Source organism: Anaerolineaceae bacterium oral taxon 439, from assembly GCA_001717545.1.
Lineage (GTDB): Bacteria > Chloroflexota > Anaerolineae > Anaerolineales > Anaerolineaceae > Flexilinea.
Window position 1 is genome coordinate 851,051 of the sequence record CP017039.1, and the last position, 22,001, is coordinate 873,051.

Annotated in this window: 20 protein-coding genes and 2 tRNA genes; 13 read left to right on the forward strand and 9 right to left on the reverse strand. The window is 56.3% G+C overall.

Features of this window, described 5'->3' with window-relative positions:
• Window positions 1–73 precede the first annotated feature (73 nt).
• Window positions 74–922: a hypothetical protein gene (locus BEQ56_03920; GenBank protein ID AOH42698.1), complete on the reverse strand. Its 849-nt coding sequence runs from the start codon at window positions 920–922 to the stop codon at window positions 74–76.
• Window positions 923–952: 30 nt separating this feature from the next.
• Complete coding sequence (locus tag BEQ56_03925) at window positions 953–2,035, reverse strand: hypothetical protein (GenBank protein AOH42699.1); 1,083 nt, start codon at window positions 2,033–2,035, stop codon at window positions 953–955.
• A 172-nt stretch (window positions 2,036–2,207) separates the two neighbouring features.
• On the opposite strand from BEQ56_03925, the gene BEQ56_03930 reads away from it, so the two are divergent.
• The 6 genes from BEQ56_03930 (at window position 2,208) to BEQ56_03955 (ending at window position 9,248) form a co-directional block, all read left to right on the forward strand.
• Complete coding sequence (locus BEQ56_03930) at window positions 2,208–3,221, forward strand: hypothetical protein (GenBank protein AOH42700.1); 1,014 nt, start codon at window positions 2,208–2,210, stop codon at window positions 3,219–3,221.
• Between the two features lie 39 nt (window positions 3,222–3,260).
• A complete protein-coding gene (locus BEQ56_03935; protein ID AOH44393.1) occupies window positions 3,261–4,022 on the forward strand; it encodes a hypothetical protein in 762 nt (253 codons plus the stop codon).
• Window positions 4,013–5,002: a hypothetical protein gene (locus BEQ56_03940; GenBank protein ID AOH42701.1), complete on the forward strand. Its 990-nt coding sequence runs from the start codon at window positions 4,013–4,015 to the stop codon at window positions 5,000–5,002. The genes BEQ56_03935 and BEQ56_03940 overlap by 10 nt, the downstream gene beginning before the upstream one ends.
• 173 nt (window positions 5,003–5,175) lie before the next feature.
• Complete coding sequence (locus tag BEQ56_03945) at window positions 5,176–5,595, forward strand: hypothetical protein (GenBank protein ID AOH42702.1); 420 nt, start codon at window positions 5,176–5,178, stop codon at window positions 5,593–5,595.
• A 24-nt stretch (window positions 5,596–5,619) separates the two neighbouring features.
• The gene (locus tag BEQ56_03950; protein ID AOH42703.1) at window positions 5,620–7,374 is read left to right on the forward strand and encodes an ABC transporter; all 1,755 of its coding nucleotides are present in this window, start codon (window positions 5,620–5,622) and stop codon (window positions 7,372–7,374) included.
• Window positions 7,371–9,248 (forward strand): hypothetical protein, encoded by a 1,878-nt coding sequence (locus BEQ56_03955; protein ID AOH42704.1) that lies wholly within the window; start codon window positions 7,371–7,373, stop codon window positions 9,246–9,248. The genes BEQ56_03950 and BEQ56_03955 overlap by 4 nt, the downstream gene beginning before the upstream one ends.
• A gap of 54 nt (window positions 9,249–9,302) precedes the next feature.
• Here BEQ56_03955 and BEQ56_03960 read toward each other — a convergent pair whose 3' ends face one another.
• Window positions 9,303–9,959: a methyltransferase type 11 gene (locus tag BEQ56_03960; protein ID AOH42705.1), complete on the reverse strand. Its 657-nt coding sequence runs from the start codon at window positions 9,957–9,959 to the stop codon at window positions 9,303–9,305.
• 149 nt (window positions 9,960–10,108) lie between these two features.
• Here BEQ56_03960 and BEQ56_03965 point away from each other — a divergent pair, with 149 nt between their 5' ends.
• From BEQ56_03965 to BEQ56_03990, 6 genes are all read left to right on the forward strand, one after another.
• Entirely contained in the window at window positions 10,109–12,016 is a 1,908-nt protein-coding gene (locus BEQ56_03965; GenBank protein ID AOH42706.1) for an NAD(+) synthase, read from the forward strand.
• Window positions 12,009–13,280: a hypothetical protein gene (locus tag BEQ56_03970; protein ID AOH42707.1), complete on the forward strand. Its 1,272-nt coding sequence runs from the start codon at window positions 12,009–12,011 to the stop codon at window positions 13,278–13,280. The genes BEQ56_03965 and BEQ56_03970 overlap by 8 nt, the downstream gene beginning before the upstream one ends.
• 128 nt (window positions 13,281–13,408) lie before the next feature.
• Window positions 13,409–13,498, forward strand: a tRNA-Ser gene (locus BEQ56_03975).
• Between the two features lie 251 nt (window positions 13,499–13,749).
• Window positions 13,750–14,580: a hypothetical protein gene (locus tag BEQ56_03980; GenBank protein ID AOH42708.1), complete on the forward strand. Its 831-nt coding sequence runs from the start codon at window positions 13,750–13,752 to the stop codon at window positions 14,578–14,580.
• 69 nt (window positions 14,581–14,649) lie between these two features.
• Window positions 14,650–15,861: an ABC transporter substrate-binding protein gene (locus tag BEQ56_03985; GenBank protein AOH42709.1), complete on the forward strand. Its 1,212-nt coding sequence runs from the start codon at window positions 14,650–14,652 to the stop codon at window positions 15,859–15,861.
• A 118-nt stretch (window positions 15,862–15,979) separates the two neighbouring features.
• A complete protein-coding gene (locus BEQ56_03990; protein ID AOH44394.1) occupies window positions 15,980–16,810 on the forward strand; it encodes an ABC transporter permease in 831 nt (276 codons plus the stop codon).
• A gap of 67 nt (window positions 16,811–16,877) precedes the next feature.
• Here BEQ56_03990 and BEQ56_03995 read toward each other — a convergent pair whose 3' ends face one another.
• The 6 genes from BEQ56_03995 to BEQ56_04020 all read right to left on the reverse strand — a co-directional run bounded on the left by BEQ56_03995 (window position 16,878) and on the right by BEQ56_04020 (window position 21,702).
• Window positions 16,878–17,357 carry a hypothetical protein gene (locus BEQ56_03995; GenBank protein ID AOH42710.1) on the reverse strand — a complete coding sequence of 160 codons (480 nt, stop codon included), beginning with the start codon at window positions 17,355–17,357 and terminating at the stop codon, window positions 16,878–16,880.
• A gap of 112 nt (window positions 17,358–17,469) precedes the next feature.
• Complete coding sequence (locus BEQ56_04000; protein AOH42711.1) at window positions 17,470–17,925, reverse strand: hypothetical protein; 456 nt, start codon at window positions 17,923–17,925, stop codon at window positions 17,470–17,472.
• A 21-nt stretch (window positions 17,926–17,946) separates the two neighbouring features.
• Window positions 17,947–18,423: a hypothetical protein gene (locus BEQ56_04005; protein AOH42712.1), complete on the reverse strand. Its 477-nt coding sequence runs from the start codon at window positions 18,421–18,423 to the stop codon at window positions 17,947–17,949.
• 554 nt (window positions 18,424–18,977) lie between these two features.
• Complete coding sequence (locus BEQ56_04010; GenBank protein ID AOH42713.1) at window positions 18,978–19,982, reverse strand: methyltransferase; 1,005 nt, start codon at window positions 19,980–19,982, stop codon at window positions 18,978–18,980.
• A gap of 345 nt (window positions 19,983–20,327) precedes the next feature.
• Window positions 20,328–21,011: a hypothetical protein gene (locus BEQ56_04015; GenBank protein ID AOH42714.1), complete on the reverse strand. Its 684-nt coding sequence runs from the start codon at window positions 21,009–21,011 to the stop codon at window positions 20,328–20,330.
• Between the two features lie 37 nt (window positions 21,012–21,048).
• Window positions 21,049–21,702 (reverse strand): hypothetical protein, encoded by a 654-nt coding sequence (locus BEQ56_04020; GenBank protein ID AOH42715.1) that lies wholly within the window; start codon window positions 21,700–21,702, stop codon window positions 21,049–21,051.
• Window positions 21,703–21,910: 208 nt separating this feature from the next.
• Between BEQ56_04020 and BEQ56_04025 the strand changes: the two genes are divergently transcribed.
• A tRNA-Val gene (locus tag BEQ56_04025) sits at window positions 21,911–21,984 on the forward strand.
• Window positions 21,985–22,001: the final 17 nt, after the last annotated feature.

Genomic DNA, 22,001 nt, shown 5'->3' on the forward strand with positions numbered 1-22,001 from the left:
TACCTTTTCCGCGGGCGACGCTGGATTCGAAGCGCGCGCGTTTCGGCGCTTTATCGCTTACGCGTCCGGCGGGTCAGAATTTACCGCTGCTTCCGCCATGGGTGCGCCCGGATGAACTGGTATGCGTCCCGCTCGTGCCGCCGCTGGACGAACTGGTTTCGCGTTTTGTTCTCGATTCGCGGGAATACATGAAGAGATCGTTCCCGCCGGTGACCTGAAAGCTCTCGTCGCGGACGTACGTATCGGCATGGGTTTGGGAGCGGATGGATTTATGGGCGGACGCCAGGAGCGCCAGCGGAATCAAGGCCAGCAGGACGGAGATCGCGGCGCTGATCAGGATCCGGACGGCGCGTTCTTTCGGGGATATTTCCGGCTTTGGCAGCGTTTCCGCGACGTAGGGGGCGTCGTTTTTCGCCTGTTCAAGGAATCGATCCGTCAGGTCGGAAAATTTGCTGAACGCCTTGAAGAAGTCGCCTTCGCCGAGGCTCGGGAGAACCTGCTCCATGATGTAGGCCTGTCCCGCGTCGGTAAACGCCGTGATCCCGAAGCCGTGCGTCGAGATCGCCCAGTCCCGGTCCTCCATGCTGATCATCAGCAGGATCCCATCAGCGTTCGGGCCGATCCCGAAGCCGTTGTAATCAAAAAAATCGTCGGCGAATTCCGTGGGGGTTTTCCCTCCCAGCCCGTTCGTCGTCACGATGACCACGTCGCAGGCCTGCCGGACGCTGATTTCGTCAAGCTTTCCCAGGAGTTCTTCATTTTCGACGCTGCTGAGCAACTCGGCGCTGTCGGTCAGACGTTCCTTCTGCCTTTCGGCAGGGATTGAATCAGTCTCGAAGATAATCTGCGCCGCCGAGGCGGGGAACGCCAGCGCTGGAACGAGCAGCCAGATCAGGAGGAACCACGCAAGCTTTTTTTTCATTTTTATATCGTCCTTTGCGCTCCGCGTTGGTCAGCTGTTGAGAACATACTGGATCAGGAAGTAAACGATCGGCATGAATACGGCGGCGGAGATCAGCATCCCGATCAGCCAGGCGACCCTGCTGATCGGAAGATCGTCTCCTGCGAGCGCGCCGGTCTGTCCGTTCATGGCGAACATATAGCGTTTCCCTTTCCAGTTCGTCCCCAGCAGCCAGACAGGAAAAAGCGCGTAGCGAACGGCTCCGCTTTTCAGCTGAACGCTGCTGCTTTGCAACGTTACCGTATGATAGCCGGTTACCGTAGCGGTAAAGGCGTCTTCGGCGCTTTTTTTGATGCGCGCGTTGGCGCGCTCGACGCAGCGATCCGCCTCAACGTCATATTTGTCCGCGAGGTACCCCGCAAGATAGGCGGTCTGAAAATCGACCGCATCCTGGAGATGGTACGGTTCGATGGACTCCATCAGCGCGTCGGGCATCTTTGAGGCCCCGTCTGCCGGAACGTTTTCAAAACCGATATGGCCCTGACGGGACACGTGAAAATAGGATGTTTCCGTGTAATTGTATTCAGAATCGCTCCAGCTCCGGATTTTTGTCGCCTGACAGCGGATATCGACGTCGGAATCCGCGTTAAACAGCCAGAACGGCACGTACATCCCCTTGATTTCTTGAATATGGTTATCTTCTTTGAATACCCTGGGGAGGAGCGGCTTTCTTTTATAATGCCGTTTGAGCGCTTCGACCGCCGCGTTCTTATCCAACTTGAACGGGATCACGAGGTTGGGACGCAGCGCGCCGGAGAACTGACCTGCGATGACGACATGGCTTCCGCAGTAGGGGCAGCTCGTCGCCGCCGTCGTTTCATTGCCGATGATTTCGCCGCCGCAGGACGCGCAGGCGTAAATCCGCATGTTATCCAGCTCGCCTTCGCGCCAATGATTTTCCGGCGGACGCCATTCCATGCGATCTTCGGTCGTTTTCGAAAGTGCCTCGTCGAGCGATTTCAGCGCTTCGACGTCAGACTTCACGCCGCAGTAAGGGCATACCATCTGCTGGGTTCCGCTGTCGAAGGAAATTGACCCGCCGCAGGACGGGCATTTATACTCGATGATATCCATCCATACCTCTTTTCATGCCGGGCGACAGAGCCGCTTAAAAACTATTTTACTTTATTTTGTTGAAAAACCGGCCCGCTCGATTTATGGGAGGGGGGCTATTCAAATATTAAATATGGTTTTACAATCGTGCATGATGAGCGGACGGTGGAATTGGATTCCGAGGAAAGGCGGCATGCCTTTCAAGGCTGAAGATCTGATAGGAATGAAAAAAAAGCGCGGCGCGTTGTGCCTGCTTGTCCTGATCCTGATCGGGACCGCCGCTGCTGCGCTTTGGTCGGGACGTTACCCGAAATTGGGGTGGACGCGATGGCGCGATCTGGCGGACGATCCGATCGCGGCGAACCTGTTCTGGCGGCTTCGGTTCCCTCGGGTCGTGATTGCATTGCTGTCTGGCGCGGTTTTAAGCGCGGGCGGCCTGGTCTGTCAGACTGTCTTCAATAATCCGTTAGCCGGTCCGGATATCGTCGGCGTTTCGCAGGGCGCGGCGATCGGCGCGGCGACGGCGATCATCTTCTTTCCCGGTTCGGCGGCGGTACGGCAGCTCGCGGCGTTTATCGGCGGCGGTATGGGGTTGATTTTATCGCTGGCGATCGCGCGGCGGCTCCGGTACGGTGGGTGGACGCTGCGTTTTCTCTTAGCGGGAATAACGGTTTCGGCTTTTTTTACCGGAGCGCTGACGGTTTTAAAGCTGATGGCGGATGGGAGAAATCAGCTGCATGCGATCGAGTTCTGGATGATGGGGGCATACTGCTACGTGACGGCGAACGGTTTTATCCCGGTCGTCCTCTTAGCGCTCGCGTCGCTGATTTCAGTCGGGCTTTTTCGCTGGCGAACGAATCTTTTTTCGCTTCCGGACGAGAGCTCGTCGTCGCTGGGCGCGGCGCTGGCTCTCGAACGGACGCTCCTGATCGGCGCGGCCGTCGTCGGGATATCGGCGGTGACGTCGCTGAGCGGGATTATCGGCTGGGTCGGCCTGATCGTTCCACATCTGGCGCGGATTCTTTTCGGCGCGGACAGCCGTTTCGCGCTTCCGGGGTCGATTCTTCTCGGCGCGCTGATTACGCTGTCTTCCGATACGGCGATCCGGCTTCTCAGCCCACGGGAGATTCCGGTCGGGATCATGACGTCGCTGCTGTGCGTCCTGATCTTCTGTGCCGCGGTTCTGACGCGAAAAATTCGCTTTTAGGAGGCGCTTTTGAAGGGTTCCGGCGAAAGGGGAAAAGAGCTGGTTTTTGAACGGGTGCGGTTCGCGTACGATTGGGGGACGCCGTTCGCGCTGAACGATTTTACCGTCGGTTTCAGCCCCGGCGAGGTCACGGCGCTGCTGGGGCCGAACGGGTCGGGAAAAACGACGATGATGAAGCTGGCGAACCGCCGGCTGGTTCCGGCGTCGGGGCGGGTCCTTTATGGCGGCCGGCCGCTTGCGGAGCTGACGCGGCGGGAGGTCGGCCGGTCGATCGGCTTCGTTCCGCAGTCGGAACGGATCGCGTTCGATTATTCGATCCTGGATTACGTCCTGATGGGCCGCGCGCCCTGGCTTTCGCCGTTAGCCGCGCCGGGCCGTGCCGACGCCGGTATCGCCGCGGAGGCGATTGAGGAAGTCGGGCTGACTTCTCTGATCCGACGGTCGGTCCGGACGCTGAGCGGGGGGCAGGTCCAGCTGGTCCTTCTGGCGCGGGTCCTGGTTCAGTCGACGCAGGTCCTGCTGCTCGACGAGGCGTCGTCGGCGCTCGATTTAGCCAACAAGCGGCGTTTTCTTGATATTATCCGTTCGCTCGCCCGGCGGGGAAAAACGATTCTCCTCTCGACGCACGAGCCGGCGGTCGCCGAGGCGGTCGCCGATCGGATGGTCCTGATGAAAGGCGGGCTGGTTCAGGCGGCTGGCCCGGCGTCCGAGGTCTTTACGGAAGCGAACCTGACGTCGGTTTACGAGACGCCGATCCGGATTTTTTCGGTCGGAGAGCGAAAAGTCGTCTTATGGACCTGACACGGACGAGCCATTGGCGGATGGTGAGCCTGGCGCTGATCGTTTTGGCCCTGGTCCTGGCGTCGCTCTGCCTGGGGCGGTACCCGGAAGCAGGGCTGCGCAACCCGCTGGTTGGCGACGAGATCGAACGGATCGTGTTTTTTAACGTTCGCGCGCCGCGTGTTCTCTTTTCGTTTCTCGTTGGAGCGGCGCTTGGGGTTTCCGGACTGACGCTGCAGACGCTGATGAATAACCCGATGGTTGAGCCGGGGTTCATGGGGATTTCGCAGGGCGCGACTTTCGGGGCGGCGTTCGCGATTTTCGCTCTGCCCGGCGGCGTCCGCGTGGTCCAGCTTTCCGCGATCGCTTTCGCTTTCGCCGCGTTCGCCTTGACGACGGTTTTCGCGGCGCGGATTTCGGGCTTCCACTGGATCCTGCGGCAGGTCTTAGCCGGAATGGCTTCGTCGGCGATCTTCTCGTCCGCTTTGGGGCTGATGAAGTATGCGCTGGATCCGGACGATCGGCTGTTAGTGCTGTATTATTGGATCTTAGGCGGGCTGAAGGGGGTGACCTGGGCGGAGATTGGGCCGCTGATCGCGCCGATCCTGATCGTTCTGACGCTGATGTCGATTTTTCGCTGGCGGCTGAACCTGCTGTCGCTGGATGACGAGACGGCGGCGTCGATGAGCGTTAATCTGCGGTTGGAACGTCCGCTGTACCTTGCCGGGACGGTCATCATCACGGCGCTCTGCATGTCGGTCGCGGGGACGATCGGCTGGGTCGGCCTCGCCGCCGCGCATCTCGCGCGGGCCTTTTTCGGGGCGAACGTCGAACGGAGTTTTCCTGCGGCGGGTCTGATCGGCGCAGGGATGCTGACGGGCTGCGACATGGTCGCGCGGGTCGCGTTTCCGATTGAAATCCCGGTCGGGGTACTGACCGCGGGGTTGGGCGGCGCGCTTTTCCTGACGCTGATCGTTCGGAAAGAGGGCGCGGAACGCTGAACGGATCCCATGTGAAATACCCGGTTACGGCTGTCACGGATTAAAAATTTTTCGAAGCGCTGAAATAATTAATCGATTATCATTTTCTTCGCGCAAACCCCGACGCGTTTCGCGAGCGGGAGAGAGGACGGAAAATGACCCATTTCCCGGAAAGTCGTTCCGATTTGGAACCGATGATGAAGCATGCGATGAAGCTGTATCGGTATCGGATGGACGCCGTCGCGCGTCAGCACGGGCTTTTTTTCGGCCAGGCGCCGATTCTCCATGCGATTGCGAAAAATGAGGGCTGTACTCAGGCCGATATCGCCGGACGGCTGGGCGTCAGCGCGCCGTCGATCGCCGCTTCGGCGAAACGGCTCGAAAAATCCGGGCTGATCCGGAAAGAGACGGATATGAATAACTTACGCAGGAACAAATTGTACCTGACCGAGGATGGCCGGAAAGCGCTGAGCGCGGCGAAGGCGGACATGGAACAGGTCAACGCCGAAATCTTTTCGCGGCTCGATGAAGCGGATCGGGCGGCGCTGCCGCGAATCCTGTCAGTCCTGATCGACGTTCTGACCGACGGTGAGACGATGGTGGATCTGCGGTAAAAGGGGAAAGGAAGCGGGTTGCCGATGAATTTGGGAAAAAGGTTCCATATTGCCCGGATGTTCGGGTATTCGGGCGAATACCGAAAGTACGCGATCCTGACGCCGCTGCTGGTATTGGTCGAATGTTTTTTTGATATTCTGATCCCGTACCTGATGGCGATGATGATCGACGTCGGGATCGTCAGGGGCGACGTGGATTACGTCGTTAGAATCGGGCTGCTGATGATCCTGTTCGCGGTTATTTCGATGATTTTCGGGACGATCGCGGCGCGGACGGCGGTCGTCGGATCGTCCGGCTTCGCGATGAATATCCGGCGGCTGATTTTCGGGAAGATCGAGGATTTCGCGTTCAGGAATACTGAAAGGTTTGGGACGGCATCGCTGATAACGCGGCTGACGACGGATATTTCCTTCGTTCAGCAGATGTACCAGATGGTGACGCGGCTGTTCGTACGCGCACCGGCGATGGCGTTGTTCGCGACGGTTATGGCCGTTCGGATCAATCGAACGTTGTCGTTCGTCTTTTTCATATCTATTCCGCTCCTGCTCTTCGCGATCGTTTTTATGATCCGCAAGGCGCATCCGCGCTTTATCTCGTACCTGGATAAGATGGACAGCATGAACGCGAACGTTCAGGAGAACCTGATCGCGATCCGCGTCGTCAAGGCGTTCGTTCGCGAACGGCACGAGAAAGAGAAATTTGAAATTACGTCGAAGGAAGTCCGCGCGGCTCAGGTTTTAGCGGAAAAGGTGGTGATTTGGGGAATGCCGATGATGATGTTCATGATGAACGCGTCGATCGTAGCGATTCTCTGGTTCGGCGGGAAGCTGATTGTCGGCGGCGGGATGCTTCCCGGAGAGCTTTTCAGCTTCCTGACCTATTCGCAGCAGATCATGATCGCGTTGATGATGATTTCGATGGTTTTCGCGATGTACGTTATTTCGCAGGCGTCGGTCAGGCGGATCCTCGACGTAATCGACGAACCGCTTTCGATGACCGACGAGGCGGGAGACCCGGATCTGAAGGTTCCCGACGGTTCGATCGAGTTCCGGAACGTTAATTTCAGTTATGCCGCGGACGCGGAGAAGTTGACGCTGAAGAATATCAACGTCCGGATCGAGTCGGGCGAGACGATCGGGATTATTGGAGGGACCGGGTCGGGAAAATCGACCTTCGTTCAGCTTATCCCGAGGCTTTACGACGTTTTATCCGGCGAGGTCCTTGTCGGGGGGCATGACGTCCGTTCGTATAAGTTCAGGGAGCTGCGCGATTCGGTCGCGATCGTGCTGCAGAAAAACGTCCTCTTTTCGGGGACGATCGAATCAAACCTGCGTTGGGGCGATCCGGATGCGACCCAGTCGGAGATCGAGCTGGCGGCGAAGACGGCGCAGGCGCATGACTTTATCCTGAGTTTCCCGGAGGGGTACCAGACCGATCTGGGGCAGGGCGGGGTTAATGTCTCCGGCGGCCAGAAACAGCGGATCAGTATCGCGCGGACGCTGCTCAAGAAGCCGAAGATCATCATTCTGGACGATTCGACGAGCGCGATCGACGTGGCGACGGAAGCGAAATTCCGGCGTGCGTTCCGCGAAAACTACGCCGATACGACCAACCTGATCATCGCGCAGCGGGTCAGTTCGGTCATGAACGCCGATCGGATCCTCGTTATCGACGAGGGGAAGATCGTCGCTTTTGGGAAACATGCAGAGTTGATGGAAAGCTGCGCGATTTATCGGGAAACCTACGAATCACAGCAGAAAGGGGTTGTGGGCGAATGAACCAGGAGAAAGGGACGGCTGAGAAAGAGGCGCTGCGGAACGCCTCGGTATGGAAGACGCTGCTGCGGATCCTGGTTTACCTGAAGGACTACAGGCTGCAGCTGGTCCTGGCGCTGCTGATGGCGGTTGTGACGGCGGTCGCTTCGGTCGGGGGAACGTACCTGCTCCGGTCGGTTATTAACGACGCGATTGTCCCGCTGATTGGAAGCGAATCCCCGGACTTCGCGCCGCTGATCCGGATCCTGACGCGGATGGGAGCGATTTACCTGATGGGGATCGCGACGAGTTATTTTTCCGGACTGATTATGGTTTACGTCAGTTCCGGCATGCTGCTGCGGCTGCGGATCGACATGTTTTCCAAGGTCGAGTCGCTTCCGATCGGCTATTTTGACAGCCGGACGCACGGCGAGATCATGAGCCATTTTACCAACGATGCGCAGACGATGCGCGAGATGGTTGGGAATTCGCTCCCGAACCTGATCAACAGCCTGATTTCGATTATCGGCGTGGTCGCGATGATGATCGTCTTGAGCTGGAAGCTTTTCCTGCTGGTCCTGATCCAGGTGGGGTTTATTTTCCTGGTTGTCCGGATCGTCGGCGGCCGCGGTCAGAAATATTACCGCGCGCAGCAGACAGATCTGGCCGCGGTTAACGGTTACGCCGAGGAATATATCGAGGGCCAGAAGGTCGTCAAGGTCTTTTCGCACGAGGCGGAGGTCAAGAAGCAGTTTGACGTCCTGAGCCGGGATCTTTTCGATTCAGGTTCAGAATCGCAGTCGTTTTCGCTGATGGTGATGCCGATCCTGGCGAACGCGTCATACGTTCATTACGCGTTAACCGCGATGGCAGGGGCAGTGCTGACGATTCATGGGATGATGGATATCGGGACGATCGGGTCGTTTCTTCAGTATACGCGGAACTTCACCATGCCGATCAATAACATTTCGCAGCAGCTGAACGCGATTTTCGCGGCGGTCGCGGGGGCGGAACGGATTTTCAGCCTGCTGGACGAGCGTCCTGAGATCGACGATGGCGGAGTCGAGCTGGTCGAGGCGCCGGCGGACGATCCGGCGATGAGCGAGGCGGTCGGGGGAATGGCCTGGCGAACGGTTCGCGACGGGAAGCCGGCTTTGATTCCGTTCCGCGGGGACGTCCGTTTTCATGACGTCACGTTTTCTTACGTTCCCGGCGAGCCGATCCTGAAGAACGTCAGCCTCTACGCCAAGCCGGGTCAGAAAATCGCGTTCGTCGGTTCGACGGGCGCGGGGAAAACGACGGTGATCAACCTGATTACGCGGTTCTACGACGTCGATTCGGGAATGATTACGATCGATGGGATCGATATCCGTGAAATCCGAAAGGACAGCCTGCGTTCGTCGCTCGGGATGGTCCTTCAGGATACGCACCTGTTTACCGGGACGGTCATGGAAAATATCCGCTACGGGCGGCTGGCGGCGACGGACGCCGAGGTTATCGCGGCGGCGAAGGCGGCGAACGCCGATTCGTTCATCCGCCATCTTCCGGACGGGTACCAGACGATGATCGTGAACGATGGGATGAACCTGAGCCAGGGCCAGCGCCAGCTGCTGGCGATCGCGCGGGCGGCGGTCGCGGATCCGCCGATCCTGATCCTGGACGAGGCGACGTCTTCGATCGATACGCGGACGGAAATGCTGATTTCGCGAGCGATGGATCGGTTGATGGAAAACCGGACAGTCTTCGTCATCGCGCACCGGTTATCGACGGTCCGGAATTCGAACGCGATTATTGTCCTGGAACATGGCGAAATTATTGAGCGCGGGGACCATCAGGCCCTGATCGATTCGCGCGGGCGCTATTATCGCTTATCGACCGGTCAGGCGGAATTAGCTTAGCGGCGGACCAGCGGAAACGAAAGACCGCGCGATGATGCCGCACGGTCTTTGATCTTAATTCAGGCTGGCTTCGATGAAATAATGTTTGCTGTTCCTCGGCTTTCCGTTGAAGAGACAATGATCTACGTGACGGACGTTGATCAGGCTGAACCCGGCGAACAGGCGCGGTATATCGTCGAAATCAACGAAAACATGCGGAATCCCGTTTTCCGGGCCGTCCTCGATCTTGACGATCGTGTTTGCGTCGATTTTGGGGAACCCCGCGTCCCTGAACGCCCAGGTTTCTTTGGAGCCGAGGGTCAGGTATAGCTGGCCCTTCGGCTTCAGGACGCGCTTTATTTCGTTGATGATTTTCCGGATCCCGACCGAATCGGTGTGGAACACGGTGTGAAAGGCGAAAATTGCGTCGAAAGCGTTATCGCTATACGGAAGATTGAGCATGTCGGCGGTTTCGGTTTTGATCGGCAGGTTTTCGCGTTTGGCCCAGGCGTTGAGATGATCCACGGCGTCCTGGGAAAGGTCGAAAGCGCTGACGCGGAAGCCGCGCTGGGCGAAGAAGATAGCGTGCCGCCCCAGGCCGCAGCCGAAATCGAGGACGCTTTCAACGCCGTGGTTTTTCCAGCGTTCGGCGATCGCGCGACCCTCGTCGGAGGGCTCGAGCCAGGCGGGGTTTTCGGAGAGCGCCCAGTTCCAGGGTTTCGATAGAGTCATAGAGGACTGCCTTTCTTTCGGTACGTCAGGTTTTGGGCCTATTATACTTCTTTAAAAGAGCGGGGGTTCTGCCGTCGAGAATTGCGGGATGAGGATGATGCGGTTAAGATTTAAGCGGGAAGGTTCAGCGGGATACAGGACGGGAATTTATGGACTATGGATTTATTAAGGCCGCGGCCTGTTCGCCCGAGGTGATCGTGGCGGACCCGGGCGCGAACGCCGAGGCGGTAATCGCCCGGATCGCGGAGTCCGTCACGGCGGGCGCGCGGATCGCGGTTTTTCCGGAATTGGCGCTGACCGGGAATAGATGCGGCGATCTGCTGCGGCAGCGTGCGCTGTTGGACGCGGCGGAGGCGTCGCTCGCGCGGATCGTTTCGGCGACGGCGGGGTCGGAAATCTTCGTCGTCGTCGGGCTGCCGCTCCGGCGGGAGGGGCGGATTTACAACGTCGCGGCGGCGGTCGCGAACGGCAGGATTTCAGGCGTCGTCCCGAAGAGCTGGATTTCCGGAAACGGAGACGTTTTCGCTTCAGGGCAGGGACTGGGCGGAACGGCGAGGATTCTCGGCGAAGAGGTCCCGTTTGGGACGGACCTGCTGTTCCGTTGCGTCGAGCTGCCGGCGCTGACGATCGGGATCGAAATCGGCGACGATGCGGAGCTTCCGGTCCCGCCGTCGATTGCGGCCGCGGCGGCGGGCGCGACGGTTCTTGCGAATAGCTCCGCCTGTCCCGAGGTCGTTGGAAAGGCAGGGGCGCGGCGTGCGTTCCTTCGCGCGGTCTCGGCGCGGCTTCAGGCCGGATATATCTCCGCGGAAGCGGGATTCGGAGAGTCGACGACGGACGCGGTCTTCTCGGGCCAGGATCTTATCGCCGAAAACGGCGAGATCCTCGCGGAGAGCGAACCGTTCGGCGCCGGATTCGCGGTCAGCGAACTCGATCTGGAGCTGATCCTGAATGAGCGGCGGCGGACGCGGCGGCCCGACGCGGCGGGGGAGCGCAATTTCCGGATGATCCCGTTTTCGCTGACGAAACGGCGGACGGCGCTGACGCGGCGGTTCAGCGCGACGCCGTTTGTCCCGGACGACGATGCTGAGCTGGCGGCGCGCTGTGAAACGATTTTCGCGATTCAGCGGACCGGGCTGGCGACGCGGTTGGAACGGGCGCGCGTTCATTCAGCGGTTCTGGGAATTTCCGGCGGGCTGGATTCAACGCTGGCGCTCCTGGTTGCGGCCCGGGCGATGAAAGCGCTGGACTGGCCGATGAGCCGGATCGTGGCGGTGACGATGCCCGGGTTTGGGACGACGGCGCGGACAAAGTCGAACGCGGTAAAGATGTGCGAGGCGATCGGCGCGACGGTCCGGGAAATCCCGATTGGGCCTGCCGTGCGGCGGCATTTTGAGGACCTGGGGCATGATCCGAACAATTATTCGCTTTTGTACGAAAACGCGCAGGCGCGCGAGCGGACGCAGATCCTGATGGACGTCTGCCATCAGGTGGACGGGCTGGTCGTTGGAACGGGGGACCTTTCGGAGCTGGCGCTGGGCTGGGCGACGTATAACGGGGATCATATGAGCATGTACGGGGTTAACGGCGGGGTCCCGAAGACGCTGGTCCGCTGCCTCGTCCGCCATGCCGCGGCGACAACGGAGAATGGGGCGCTGAAAGCGGTCCTGTTCGACGTATTGGATACGCCGGTCAGTCCGGAGCTGCTTCCGTCCGCGGGCGGAACGACGACGCAGCTGACCGAGTCGATCCTGGGATCGTATGAGCTGCATGACTTCTATCTGTACATGACGGTCCGGCGCGGGTTCTCGCCGCGGAAGACGCTGTACCTGGCGGAGCGCGCGTTCGCCGGTCGGGCGGATCGGGCGCGGCTGCGCGGGACGTTGACGACGTTCCTGAAGCGGTTTTTCACGAATCAGTTCAAGCGTTCCTGCCTTCCGGACGGTCCGAAGGTCGGATCGGTCGGGCTTTCTCCGCGCGGCGATTGGCGGATGCCCTCGGACGCGGCGGTTCAGGTCTGGCTGGACGATCTGGCGCGGGAGGACGAGCTTGATTAGACGGCTGCGCTGGGTTCTTTTGGCGGCGCTGCCGCTGCTTTGCGGGGCCTGTTCGCTGGTCGAGATTGCGTTGGACGTTACGCCGGCCGCGGCGGATCGGACGGCGACGCCGCTGATCAATATTGCTTCGCTGCCGACGCTGCCGCGGTTGGCGGCAGAAGCGACGGCGACGCCGGAAGTCAGCGAGGCTCCGGCGAACGGCGAAGGTTCGATCGCTTACGATAACGAACCGGATATTTTCCGGAATTACGCCGGCGACGATTATGCGGCGGAAAAGGGAGCTGCGGTCAGGCTCCGGGGCCGGGTCGGAACGATCCTGCCCGATTCGTTCGAGCTGAGCGAAACCTGGGCGGACGTGACGGTGGAATGCGACGACGGCTGTTTCCTGACGGACGGAGCGAAGCGGCAGCTGGGTTTTTCGAGCCTTCAGCAGGGCGACGAGACGATCGTTTTCGGCGCGACGGACGGGGACGACGCGGCGATTATTATCGCGGACCTGATCGTCGTCCGCGACCCGAAGCGGACCGCCGCGGTCCAGTTCGACCCGGAAGCGCTGGCGCTTCCGTACGGGTTCCACTATGCCGAATATGCGCTGGCGGGCGCGCCGGAACTGAGCCCGTTGTCGTTTGAAACGAAAACGGGCGAGCTCGACGTTCCTGAGACGCTGGCGGGCCGGCTGAAATTGTCGCTTTCGGAGCGGAGCCGGTTCGCGTATGGGGCGTACGGCGAGGTTTACAGTACCGGTACGGAGTATACGAATCCGATGAACCGCGCGGCCGGGTATCCGACGCGGGCGCAGCTGAGCGTTTATTCGAACGCGTATGAGTTTTTCACGATGTGGTTCCCGTACGCTGCCGCCCCCTTCCCGCAGGTCCTGGGAATTTTAAATTACGGTGGGGACTGGTTCTTACCGCTGCGGCTGACGGTCGATATTGATCCGGATCCGGCGGTTTCCGAGATCGTCAGCGGCGATCGGACGATCATGAGCCAGCTGAATTTTGACCGTGCCTACGGGTATGTCCGGACGTTCGGCCTGTCTATTTTGAATTCGACCCTGTTTTATTTTTATGAGCGGGAGAACGGGCTGGGATTCTCGTTGAACCGGACGGATTACGCGCTTGGATTTGACGAAATTCTTTTCGGTCAGATCCGCCCGTATGCGGAGCTGAATCCTTTTTATTCGGATTACCTGATCGCGTTTTTCGGGAAGCGCGGCGAGAGCTGGTATTACGCGGAGGTCACGGCGGATCCGCCGGCGTATTAACCGGTTGTATGGGATTCTCAGCGTACCGTTTGGCCTCCCAATCTCGGAAGACGGCGGCGGTTCCGCTTTTTTTCGCCGGACTTTCGCGGAACTTTTGAAAATGCTGTATAATTAGCGACGCTTGATTCGGAGAGGTGCCGGAGTGGTTGAACGGGGCGGTCTCGAAAACCGTTAAAGACGCAAGTCTTTCGAGGGTTCGAATCCCTCCTTCTCCGCTAATATCAAAATACCGCCAACGTGCGGTTTTTTGTTTTTACAGGGTAAGTGTGAGAGGCCCTTGCGAGGACAGGCGCCGAGGGGAGCGAAGTCCCCTTATTAAGGATAAACGTGAAAGCGCTGCGGTTCGAGACGAATCGCGACGCAGCTTTTCGAAAGCATTACAATCTATCAGATTTAACATTACATTCTTCCTGAGAAGCTTTGCTAAAATAGAGAGGGCGGTTTTGATTCTTTTTCGTGGAGCGGGCTGATGAAAAAAAGGCTGAAGGTTTTGAACCTGGTGATTGTTGTCGTTTTACTCGTTTGGACGCTGTTTCCGATTTATTGGATGATTTCGCTGTCGGTTCGCGATCAGGATGAGCTGCGTTCTTCGATCCCGCTTCTCCCAAAATCGTTTACCTTATCGCATTTTACGCGCCTGTTCCGGGAACGGAATTTCGCCGTCGCGATTCGGAACAGCTTGCAGGTAACGCTGATTTCGCTGACGATTTCGCTGATCCTGGGGTTGGGGGTCGCGTATGTATTATCGCGGGCGCGGCTGCGGCTGCGCTGGGCCGGGACGCTGCAATTCTGGATATTTCTCGTCCGCGTGCTTCCGCCGATCGCGTTCGCCGTGCCGTTGTATCTGATGATGACGCAGGCGCGGCTGATCCAGACGAAGATCCCGATTATCTCCGCGCATGTCCTGATTAATCTGACGTTTATTATATGGATGATGATTACGTTTTTCGAGGGATTGCCGATCGAGATGGAGGAGAGCGCGATGCTGGATGGGGCGACGGAGTGGCAGGTCCTGATCCGGATCGCGCTTCCGCTTGTTGTTCCCGGGATCGCGTCGGTTTCAATTTTATCGTTTATGACGTCCTGGAACGAGTATCTTTACGGCGTTATTTTCGTTCAGAAGCCGTCGAATTTTACGATCCCGCTGGTTTTAGCGACGATGAACTCGGAACAGGAATTGGCCGAATATGGGCTGATCGCCGCCGGCGGGATCATTTCGCTGCTGCCGGTGCTGATTTTTGTCATCTTTGCGCAGAGCTACCTGATCAGCGGGTTGTCGAGCGGCGCGGTCAAGGAATAGCGGATGACTTCCAGCGTGGGAAAACGCCGCGGTTTTCGCGGCGAATCATGAGCATAAGGAGAAAGATAAATGAAAAAATGTAGGGTCGTTTTATGGGTCGTGGTTCTGGCTCTGGTTGGGCTGACCGCCGCCGTCTCGGCGCAGGAGACGTTGGTCGTCGCTGCGCGGGGCGGGTCGCATGTGGACGCGATGAACGCGGTGAAGGACGCGTTTGAGGCGGAGCATAACGTCAAAATTGAGATTTTAGGGCTTGAGAGCGCCGACCTGAAACAGAAAATCGGACTTGATTCGGTGAACGAGGTCGGCGAGCTGGACCTGATCATGGTCGACGATCCGTGGATGCCCGAGTTTGGCGAGAACGGGATCCTGGCGAACCTGAGCGAGCTTGGGTATGAAGCCGACGCGGATTTCGCGGAAAAGTCGCTGGCGCTTGGACGGGTTCCTTACGCGACCGGGGATATTTACGCGCTTCCCTATTCCGGGAATGTGATCCTGTTTTTCTATAATAAGGCGCTGTTTGAAAAGTACGACGTAACGGAAGTCCCGGGCGACTGGGCGGCGGTACTGGAGATCGCGAAGAAGGTCAGCGAGGGTGGCGAGATCGGGTACGTAATCCGCGGAACGCAGGGCGATCCGATCGTCGCCGATTTCCTTCCGGTTCTTTGGGCGTTCGGCGGGAACGTTTTCGACGAAGATTTCAACGTGACGATCGATTCAGAGGAAGCGAAGGCGGCGCTGACGCTGTATATGGCGCTGCTGGAGAATGGCGTTAACTATGAAAAGAACGATATTGTCGCGGCGGTTTCGGAAGGCAAGGCGGCGATGTCGCTGGGCTGGCCGAGCTGGTATATTTCCGGCGAGACGGCGAGCGCGGCGTACGCGCCGATTCCGGGAAAGGTCGACGGCGGAGCGGAGAAGAACGCGGCGGGCATGATCGGGAACTGGCTGATGGGCGTGACGGCGAATTCGGGGAAGAAAGAACTGGCGTTGGAATTCCTGAAGTACGTGACCTCCGCAGAGGCTCAGAAGACCGAAGCGCTGCATGGCGGGGTCCCGACGCGCGCGTCGGTCCTGACGGACGCCGGGCTGACGGCGAAATACGCGTATTTCCCGACGCTGCTTGAAGCGACGAACGAATCGGTCGCCCGCCCGCGGACGCCGCTTTGGGGCGAGGTCCAAACGGCTCTGGGCGCGGAGCTGTCGGCGGCGATTTCCGGGGTGAAGAGCGTGGAAGACGCGCTGACGACGGCGCGGATGCAAATTGAGATGATCATGGAGTAACCGGATCGAGCGTGCCGGCCGCGGGGCCGCCTGCTGATGCGGGCGGTTCCGCGGCTTTCGTGAGGAAAATTCATTGAAAAAGAACCGACTTTTTTCGACCATTCATACGGCGCCCACGATGCTGCTGTTAGCGCTGCTGACGATTTTTCCGCTGATTTTTACAGCGGTTTTCAGCCTGACGAATCTGAACATGATTAAGCCGGATCAGATGGCTTTCGTTTCGTTTCGAAATTACGCGCGGATCCTTTCCGACCCGTATTTTCATCAGGCGCTGGGGAACACGTTGAAATTCATGGTCTGCGCCGTGCTGATCGAGACCGTTTTTGGGCTGCTGATGGCCGTTTTTGTGCATCAGCTGACCTGGCAAAAGAACCTGATCCGGACGCTGCTGCTGCTGCCGATGGTGCTCCCGCCGGTTACGGCGGTCCTGATCTGGCGGATCATGCTGTCGAATAATTATGGGATCGTAAATAAGCTGCTGGCGCTGTTGGGACTGGCGCCGGTGAATTGGCTGAGCGACGTGAAGACAGCGTTCTGGTGCATCCTGGCCATCGACGTCTGGCAGTATACCCCGTTTGCGTTCCTGCTGATTTACGCGACGCTTCAGGGCGTTCCACAGCAGCAGTACGAGGCGGCGGAAATCGATGGGGCGGACGCCGCCGCGCGGTTCTTTTTTATCACGCTGCCGAATATTCTGGGCGGGGTGATCCTGGTTGTGCTGCTGCGCGCGATCGATTCGATCCGGCTTTTCGATAAAGTGAATATCCTGACGCGCGGGGGCCCGGCGAATACGACGGCGACGATTACGCAGTATATCTATAACTATGGGGTCGGGTCATTCAAGATCGGGTACAGCTCGGCGGGATCGGTGGTGATGACGCTGATCGTGCTGATCATCGGGTCGGGATATATTCTTCGGACGCTGCGGCGCGGGCAGGAAAGTCGTTGAAAGAGGACGACGCCGAAAGGATTCCTTTCCGCTGAAGCGGGAATCCTCTCGGCGTCGGCTGAGCGTCTTATCGCTTCTTTACCTGATCTGAGAAAGAGTCATAGTTCGTTTCCGCCTGGTCTTCGAATTTTTCGGAGGCAGCGTTCAGGATTTCAGCGAGTTCCGGATTTTCCAGCGCCAGAATCCGCGTTTCCAGCGCCATTGCTGTCGAATAGGCGAAGTCATAGACCTTGGTTCGCTGATCGGTCAGGTCCTCCGAGGTCTGACGCGAGGCTGCATAGCCGCAGTTGATCCCGGCTTCAAGGCGGATTTTCGCGGTCAGCTCGTCCCAATCCGTGCCGCCGACCATCTTCTTTCCTTCCTGATACGCGCTGAGCTGGCTCGTGTAATCGTCCAGTACGTTTGCGCAGATCTGGACGTAATCATCATATGTCCGTACGCTCGGACTGCTTTGTTGCTGTTCATCCCGTTTATAGAAGAACCAACTCAGCAACAGTACGATCGCAGCGAGGACCGCGCGTATCAGTAATCTTTTTAATACTTTCATAATTATTTTCGTTTCCCTGAAAAAAACCTTGTGTCCGCGGCGAAGGCCTGACGGTCCTTATCCGCGAACCCAAGGTTTCTATTTTAATAATTTAATTATAATAGTCGTTCGTTTACCAGCCGACGATATCGAGGGCAGTCCCAAAAAGTTCATCCGCCTTCGAGAGCATTTCCTTCGATTTTTTCATAAGAATTTCGGAAACTTCGGGATTCTCCAGCGCAAGGATATTCAGTTCGAGTCCCATTTCGACGAAATACGCGGCGTCGTAGATGTCTCTCGCCTGATCGGTTAATTCTTCAGGGACACTTCGCGAGGCAATATAGCCGCAGGAGATCCCATTGTCGAACCGGAGCGATTTGACGAGATCGATCCATTCCGCGTCGCCGGGCTTCGATTTTCCGGCTGCGTATGGCTTCAGGAACTTATCGTAATGGGTAATGCTGGTTGCGCAGTTGCGCATATGCTTGATGAAGTTTTTATCCTGTTCCTCATCCCGCGCCAGGGCCGAGGCGGCGGCCGAAACGAAAAGGACAACGGCAGCGAATAAAACGAGGATTCTCTTTGTCATTTTCCGGCAATCCTTCCTGATTTATTTGAATTCGACGACATCGCTGACGGCGACAAAGTATTTCTGATACGCTGTTTCCGCTTCGGCAGCGATTTTATCGGCTAAAGCCCGGATCCCGGCGTTATTTTCATTCTCGATTGCGATCAGGCGCAATTCATAGGCTGTCATGAATTTGTACGCCGCGTCGGCGATCTCGTTCTCATACTCGGCGTATTTTTCCGACGCGACCGTTGAAGTCGCGAATCCGCAGTACAACGTCGAATCGTAGCGGAGATTGTAAACGAACTCCTGCCAGCGGACGCCTTTGATTGAGAAGTCTCCGTTGCTGAACTGATCCATGTCTTCCCGGTAGATATTGCCGACCATTCTGCAGTTGGTAATGCTGTCGGCGAAGCCATCGTCGGTTTCAACGTATTCGGCGTCTTGGGCGAAGACGTTCCCGGATAGAGCCAGGAATACGAGCATGATGAATAAAGCGATCTGAAAAGTTTTGTTCATGTGTTTATCCGTTCCTTTTTTAATAATTAACCCCCTAAACCCCTTGAAATGCAAGGATGTTTGCAAGAGGACTGGCTGGATTTACTGCAAATTTACTGCTTTTGAGGAAAGAGCCTTGATGTGCTGTATAAACTCTTGCAAATAGGAACATTTTACCACAGATGCTATAAGGATGCCATAAGACATGTTGTAAGGAACACAATTAAATATGAAATCGTAAAAGCAGTGATTTTTTAGTCGTGTAAAGTTGTTTCTGTAAAATTAAAAACAAAATAAAAATGTAATCCAGGTTCGCAAACCCTCAATACCGTGGAATTGAAAACTGCTAAAGAAAAGCGAATATTCTTGAAAAAAGCTTTTGCGGACGCAAAAAATCCCGATTTTAGTGTGGTATTGGAATGACGGAAAAAATACGGCGATATCCCCCCCGATACCGCCGCGATTTCATACTTTATGATTGAATTTGAACTTCCGCTCCTTTATTCATATAGATAAAAACGGAGGTTGCCCTTGATTCTTTAAAATCTCCTTGTAAAAATTATAAATTAAATCCGCTATTCATTTCTCAAAATATTGATATCGTGCATTCCAGTACTAAGGAGCACACTACGATTTTCTATGGAATGAAACCCGCCGGCTTTTGCTGTGTCAGCAACCTGACCTTTGATTACACCTATCGGCATTCCCTGTAAATTAAAAGCCATATAGCCTAAAATCATATCCCACGGGCCTGAATAATCCGGTTCAATTCCTTCATTCAGGCACACAACTACTCCTCCCGGATTCAGCGCTTTTTTCAATTTTGCAAAAAAATCCGCACTGCCTGCAATGGCGAATAACATAATGGATGAACAGAGGATCAGATCATACCCACTGCCAATATCATCTTTTATAAAGTCCCCGGTTTTTACGGAAACGCTCTCTTGCATATTGGAAAGTTTTACGGTTTCTTCAATAAGGGGCTGCATATCCGGCCTATCAAAAAGAACTCCCGTACGGTTACGCACATCCTGTATGATTGCAATTCCGAGACAACCTGCACCACAGCCGAGATCTAATATTTTGTGAATGGATTTATATTCGGGAAGGGATCGGAGAATTTCTAACAGTTCATATTGGCGTATTCCTGATTGAGCATCACGCATCGCCTCACCATAAGATGCAAAATCCATCGACTGTTGTGTCTGTTCCATCGGTTTAGGACCTTCCTTAACCTGCTGCGCCACATCGCCAAGCGTCATTCCTTGATTGTTGCAGAAAAATGCCAGCACACTTCCCATATAGGCAGGCTTACCCTTGACAAGATATTTTGCAGTTTCAGGTATATTGCAGAATGTATCTCCCTTTCGTTTGAGGTAACCAAGACTATACAAACCTTTCAAAAGATTGAAGGTGTTGCCCTCATCCCAGTTCATTTTTTCAGACAGTTCTTTTACAGTGATCGGATTTTCCAACTCAGAAAAGACATCTAATTCGATGGCGCCCTGTATCAGTTGCTGATAAGCTGAGAGATAAGGGAGCGCTGTAAGCTGTTCATAAATATTTGCTTTGTTTATCATAATAATTATACCTCATTTTATATATTAATGGTGGCTTTTATAACGCGTAAAATTAAAGTTATCGGTATGCTGCCAAATTCTTCTATAATATAACTTTTCCATTCTATATTCAGCGAATATCAGTTCTGTTGATAAATGGCAGCATGTAGTGTTTCAAACTCTGCAAAACCGTCCGGAGGCTTTTTCTCGCAACTTCTATATAAGGATGTATGGTAGCCTGTGCCGGGCAGCGATGATAACACCCGGCACATAAAATACACTGCTTAGGGTCGAGCACCGTTTTATCGTATGATTGTGTGCGAACATATTGACGGGGCAGGCTGAAGCATATCGACCGCAGCTTGATTATTTGGCTAAATAGGAGAACGACCCATTGCCGCCGGCGATGATGCTCCCCGAAATCGCGTCGTACAGCTGGAAATAAAACGTATGCCAGCCGAGCTCTTCGGACCCATGCGCAGCGATGGTAAATCCCTGCCGTTCGCCGGGCAGGACGGGGTCGGCGCTGGTATCGACGATAGCGTTTTCACGATGACCGGTGTACGTGCTGACCGATCCGGTATTGCGCATTTCGATCTGCGCTGGCCAGGGGATCGTTCCGTCGTTTTCGAAGACGACGTCAAAGTTAAACAGTGCGTTCGGAATATATTCGGACGAGAAAACGCGGCCGCCGTTTTCGTCCGATTCGCCGGTCGTATAGGCGTAGGAATTGACGAATTTCGCGTGGAGCCCCGGGAAGGGGCCGCTCGCGGCGACATCCGTCGACGTTTCGGCCGCCGCGCCGGCGTTTTCAACAGTGTCCGTGACGGGCGCGGCGCTTCCGCCTGATTTCGCGAGAACGTTCGCTTCAACGGTTGCGGCGATATCGGCCGCCATCTGTGCAGGGTTCAGCGTCTGTATCACGGCGTTGACGATCAGGTTCTGTTCGTCGATCGACAGCTGCGGCTGGACCGCGGCGGCGATTGTAACGATCAGCGCGATCGCGAATCCGATCCATATGAGATGTTTTCTTTTCAGTGTGAAGTTCATGGCGTTCCTTCCTTGAGGGATGCTCCTGAAAAATCGATCAATGCACCGTCCAGCAGCAGGTGATAAACCCTTCGCCGATTGTTACGTTCTGATCGGTGGTCAGCGCGAAGGTGGAACAATGTTCCCCCAGTTTTGAGCCGGCGGCGCTGGATTCGAACGAGAAACAGGCTTTTTCGCCGGGCGGGACTTCTTTCCCGAGGGCGACCGTGCTCGGATTGGTATTGGATTCGTCGTTAAGCGTTACCATCGCGTAATAATTCTGGTTCCAGGTCCCCGATCCGTCGTTGGTGAAACAGATTTCAATATAGACCGGATCGAACGGGACGAAGCTGCTCGTAATTTCGCCGCTGCTGCGGTGTTTCAGGAAGCAGCTTTTATGCCCGACGCTCAGGAACGGGCGGGGCGGTTCGGTCGCGGTCGGCGGGATCGGCGGGATCGTCGCCGTCGGCGGAATTGGCGGCGGCGGAGTGTCCGTCGGAAGCGGCGTCGGCGACGGGTTCAGGAATGCGTCCTGCGTCTGCGTCATTGCGGCTTCAACGGCGGCGGTCTGTTTAAAAAATTCGAGCTTTTCTTCGTCGCTGAGCGTCGGCGTCGCGGTCGGATCTTTCGGGATATTGGCGCATGCGCTGGATCCGAGGATCGCGAATCCGAGGATCAGGAAAATGCAAATTTTTCGGTTGACGCTGATCATGTCATGAATCCTTTCAGGGTTCACGATCTTGTAGAAAAACGTGAACCCGTATGCATTTTATCATATCAAATTTTAACGTCTGGAACGGACCGGCGCTGAAAATGGGGTCTGTATTTGATTAATGAAGGCGTGTCTCTGAGTCGGAAAAAGCCTTTTTTTACGCCGCCCCTTGATTAAATCCATGATTTGCATATAATTCTTTTTGTTCGAGCGGTTAGCTCAGTTGGTTAGAGCGTCGCGTTGACATCGCGAAGGCCGTAGGTTCGAGTCCTATACCGCTCACAGTGAAAGTCGGGTTA

Bases quoted from the DNA above. Each gene is read 5' to 3' on its own strand.
- BEQ56_03920 (AOH42698.1), bottom strand. From the start codon at position 922: ATGAAAAAAAAGCTTGCGTGGTTCCTCCTGATCTGGCTGCTCGTTCCA.
- BEQ56_03925 (AOH42699.1), bottom strand. From the start codon at position 2,035: ATGGATATCATCGAGTATAAATGCCCGTCCTGCGGCGGGTCAATTTCC.
- BEQ56_03930 (AOH42700.1), top strand. From the start codon at position 2,208: ATGCCTTTCAAGGCTGAAGATCTGATAGGAATGAAAAAAAAGCGCGGC.
- BEQ56_03940 (AOH42701.1), top strand. From the start codon at position 4,013: ATGGACCTGACACGGACGAGCCATTGGCGGATGGTGAGCCTGGCGCTG.
- BEQ56_03945 (AOH42702.1), top strand. From the start codon at position 5,176: ATGATGAAGCATGCGATGAAGCTGTATCGGTATCGGATGGACGCCGTC.
- BEQ56_03950 (AOH42703.1), top strand. From the start codon at position 5,620: ATGAATTTGGGAAAAAGGTTCCATATTGCCCGGATGTTCGGGTATTCG.
- BEQ56_03955 (AOH42704.1), top strand. From the start codon at position 7,371: ATGAACCAGGAGAAAGGGACGGCTGAGAAAGAGGCGCTGCGGAACGCC.
- BEQ56_03960 (AOH42705.1), bottom strand. From the start codon at position 9,959: ATGACTCTATCGAAACCCTGGAACTGGGCGCTCTCCGAAAACCCCGCC.
- BEQ56_03965 (AOH42706.1), top strand. From the start codon at position 10,109: ATGGACTATGGATTTATTAAGGCCGCGGCCTGTTCGCCCGAGGTGATC.
- BEQ56_03980 (AOH42708.1), top strand. From the start codon at position 13,750: ATGAAAAAAAGGCTGAAGGTTTTGAACCTGGTGATTGTTGTCGTTTTA.
- BEQ56_03985 (AOH42709.1), top strand. From the start codon at position 14,650: ATGAAAAAATGTAGGGTCGTTTTATGGGTCGTGGTTCTGGCTCTGGTT.
- BEQ56_03990 (AOH44394.1), top strand. From the start codon at position 15,980: ATGCTGCTGTTAGCGCTGCTGACGATTTTTCCGCTGATTTTTACAGCG.
- BEQ56_03995 (AOH42710.1), bottom strand. From the start codon at position 17,357: ATGAAAGTATTAAAAAGATTACTGATACGCGCGGTCCTCGCTGCGATC.
- BEQ56_04000 (AOH42711.1), bottom strand. From the start codon at position 17,925: ATGACAAAGAGAATCCTCGTTTTATTCGCTGCCGTTGTCCTTTTCGTT.
- BEQ56_04005 (AOH42712.1), bottom strand. From the start codon at position 18,423: ATGAACAAAACTTTTCAGATCGCTTTATTCATCATGCTCGTATTCCTG.
- BEQ56_04010 (AOH42713.1), bottom strand. From the start codon at position 19,982: ATGATAAACAAAGCAAATATTTATGAACAGCTTACAGCGCTCCCTTAT.
- BEQ56_04015 (AOH42714.1), bottom strand. From the start codon at position 21,011: ATGAACTTCACACTGAAAAGAAAACATCTCATATGGATCGGATTCGCG.
- BEQ56_04020 (AOH42715.1), bottom strand. From the start codon at position 21,702: ATGATCAGCGTCAACCGAAAAATTTGCATTTTCCTGATCCTCGGATTC.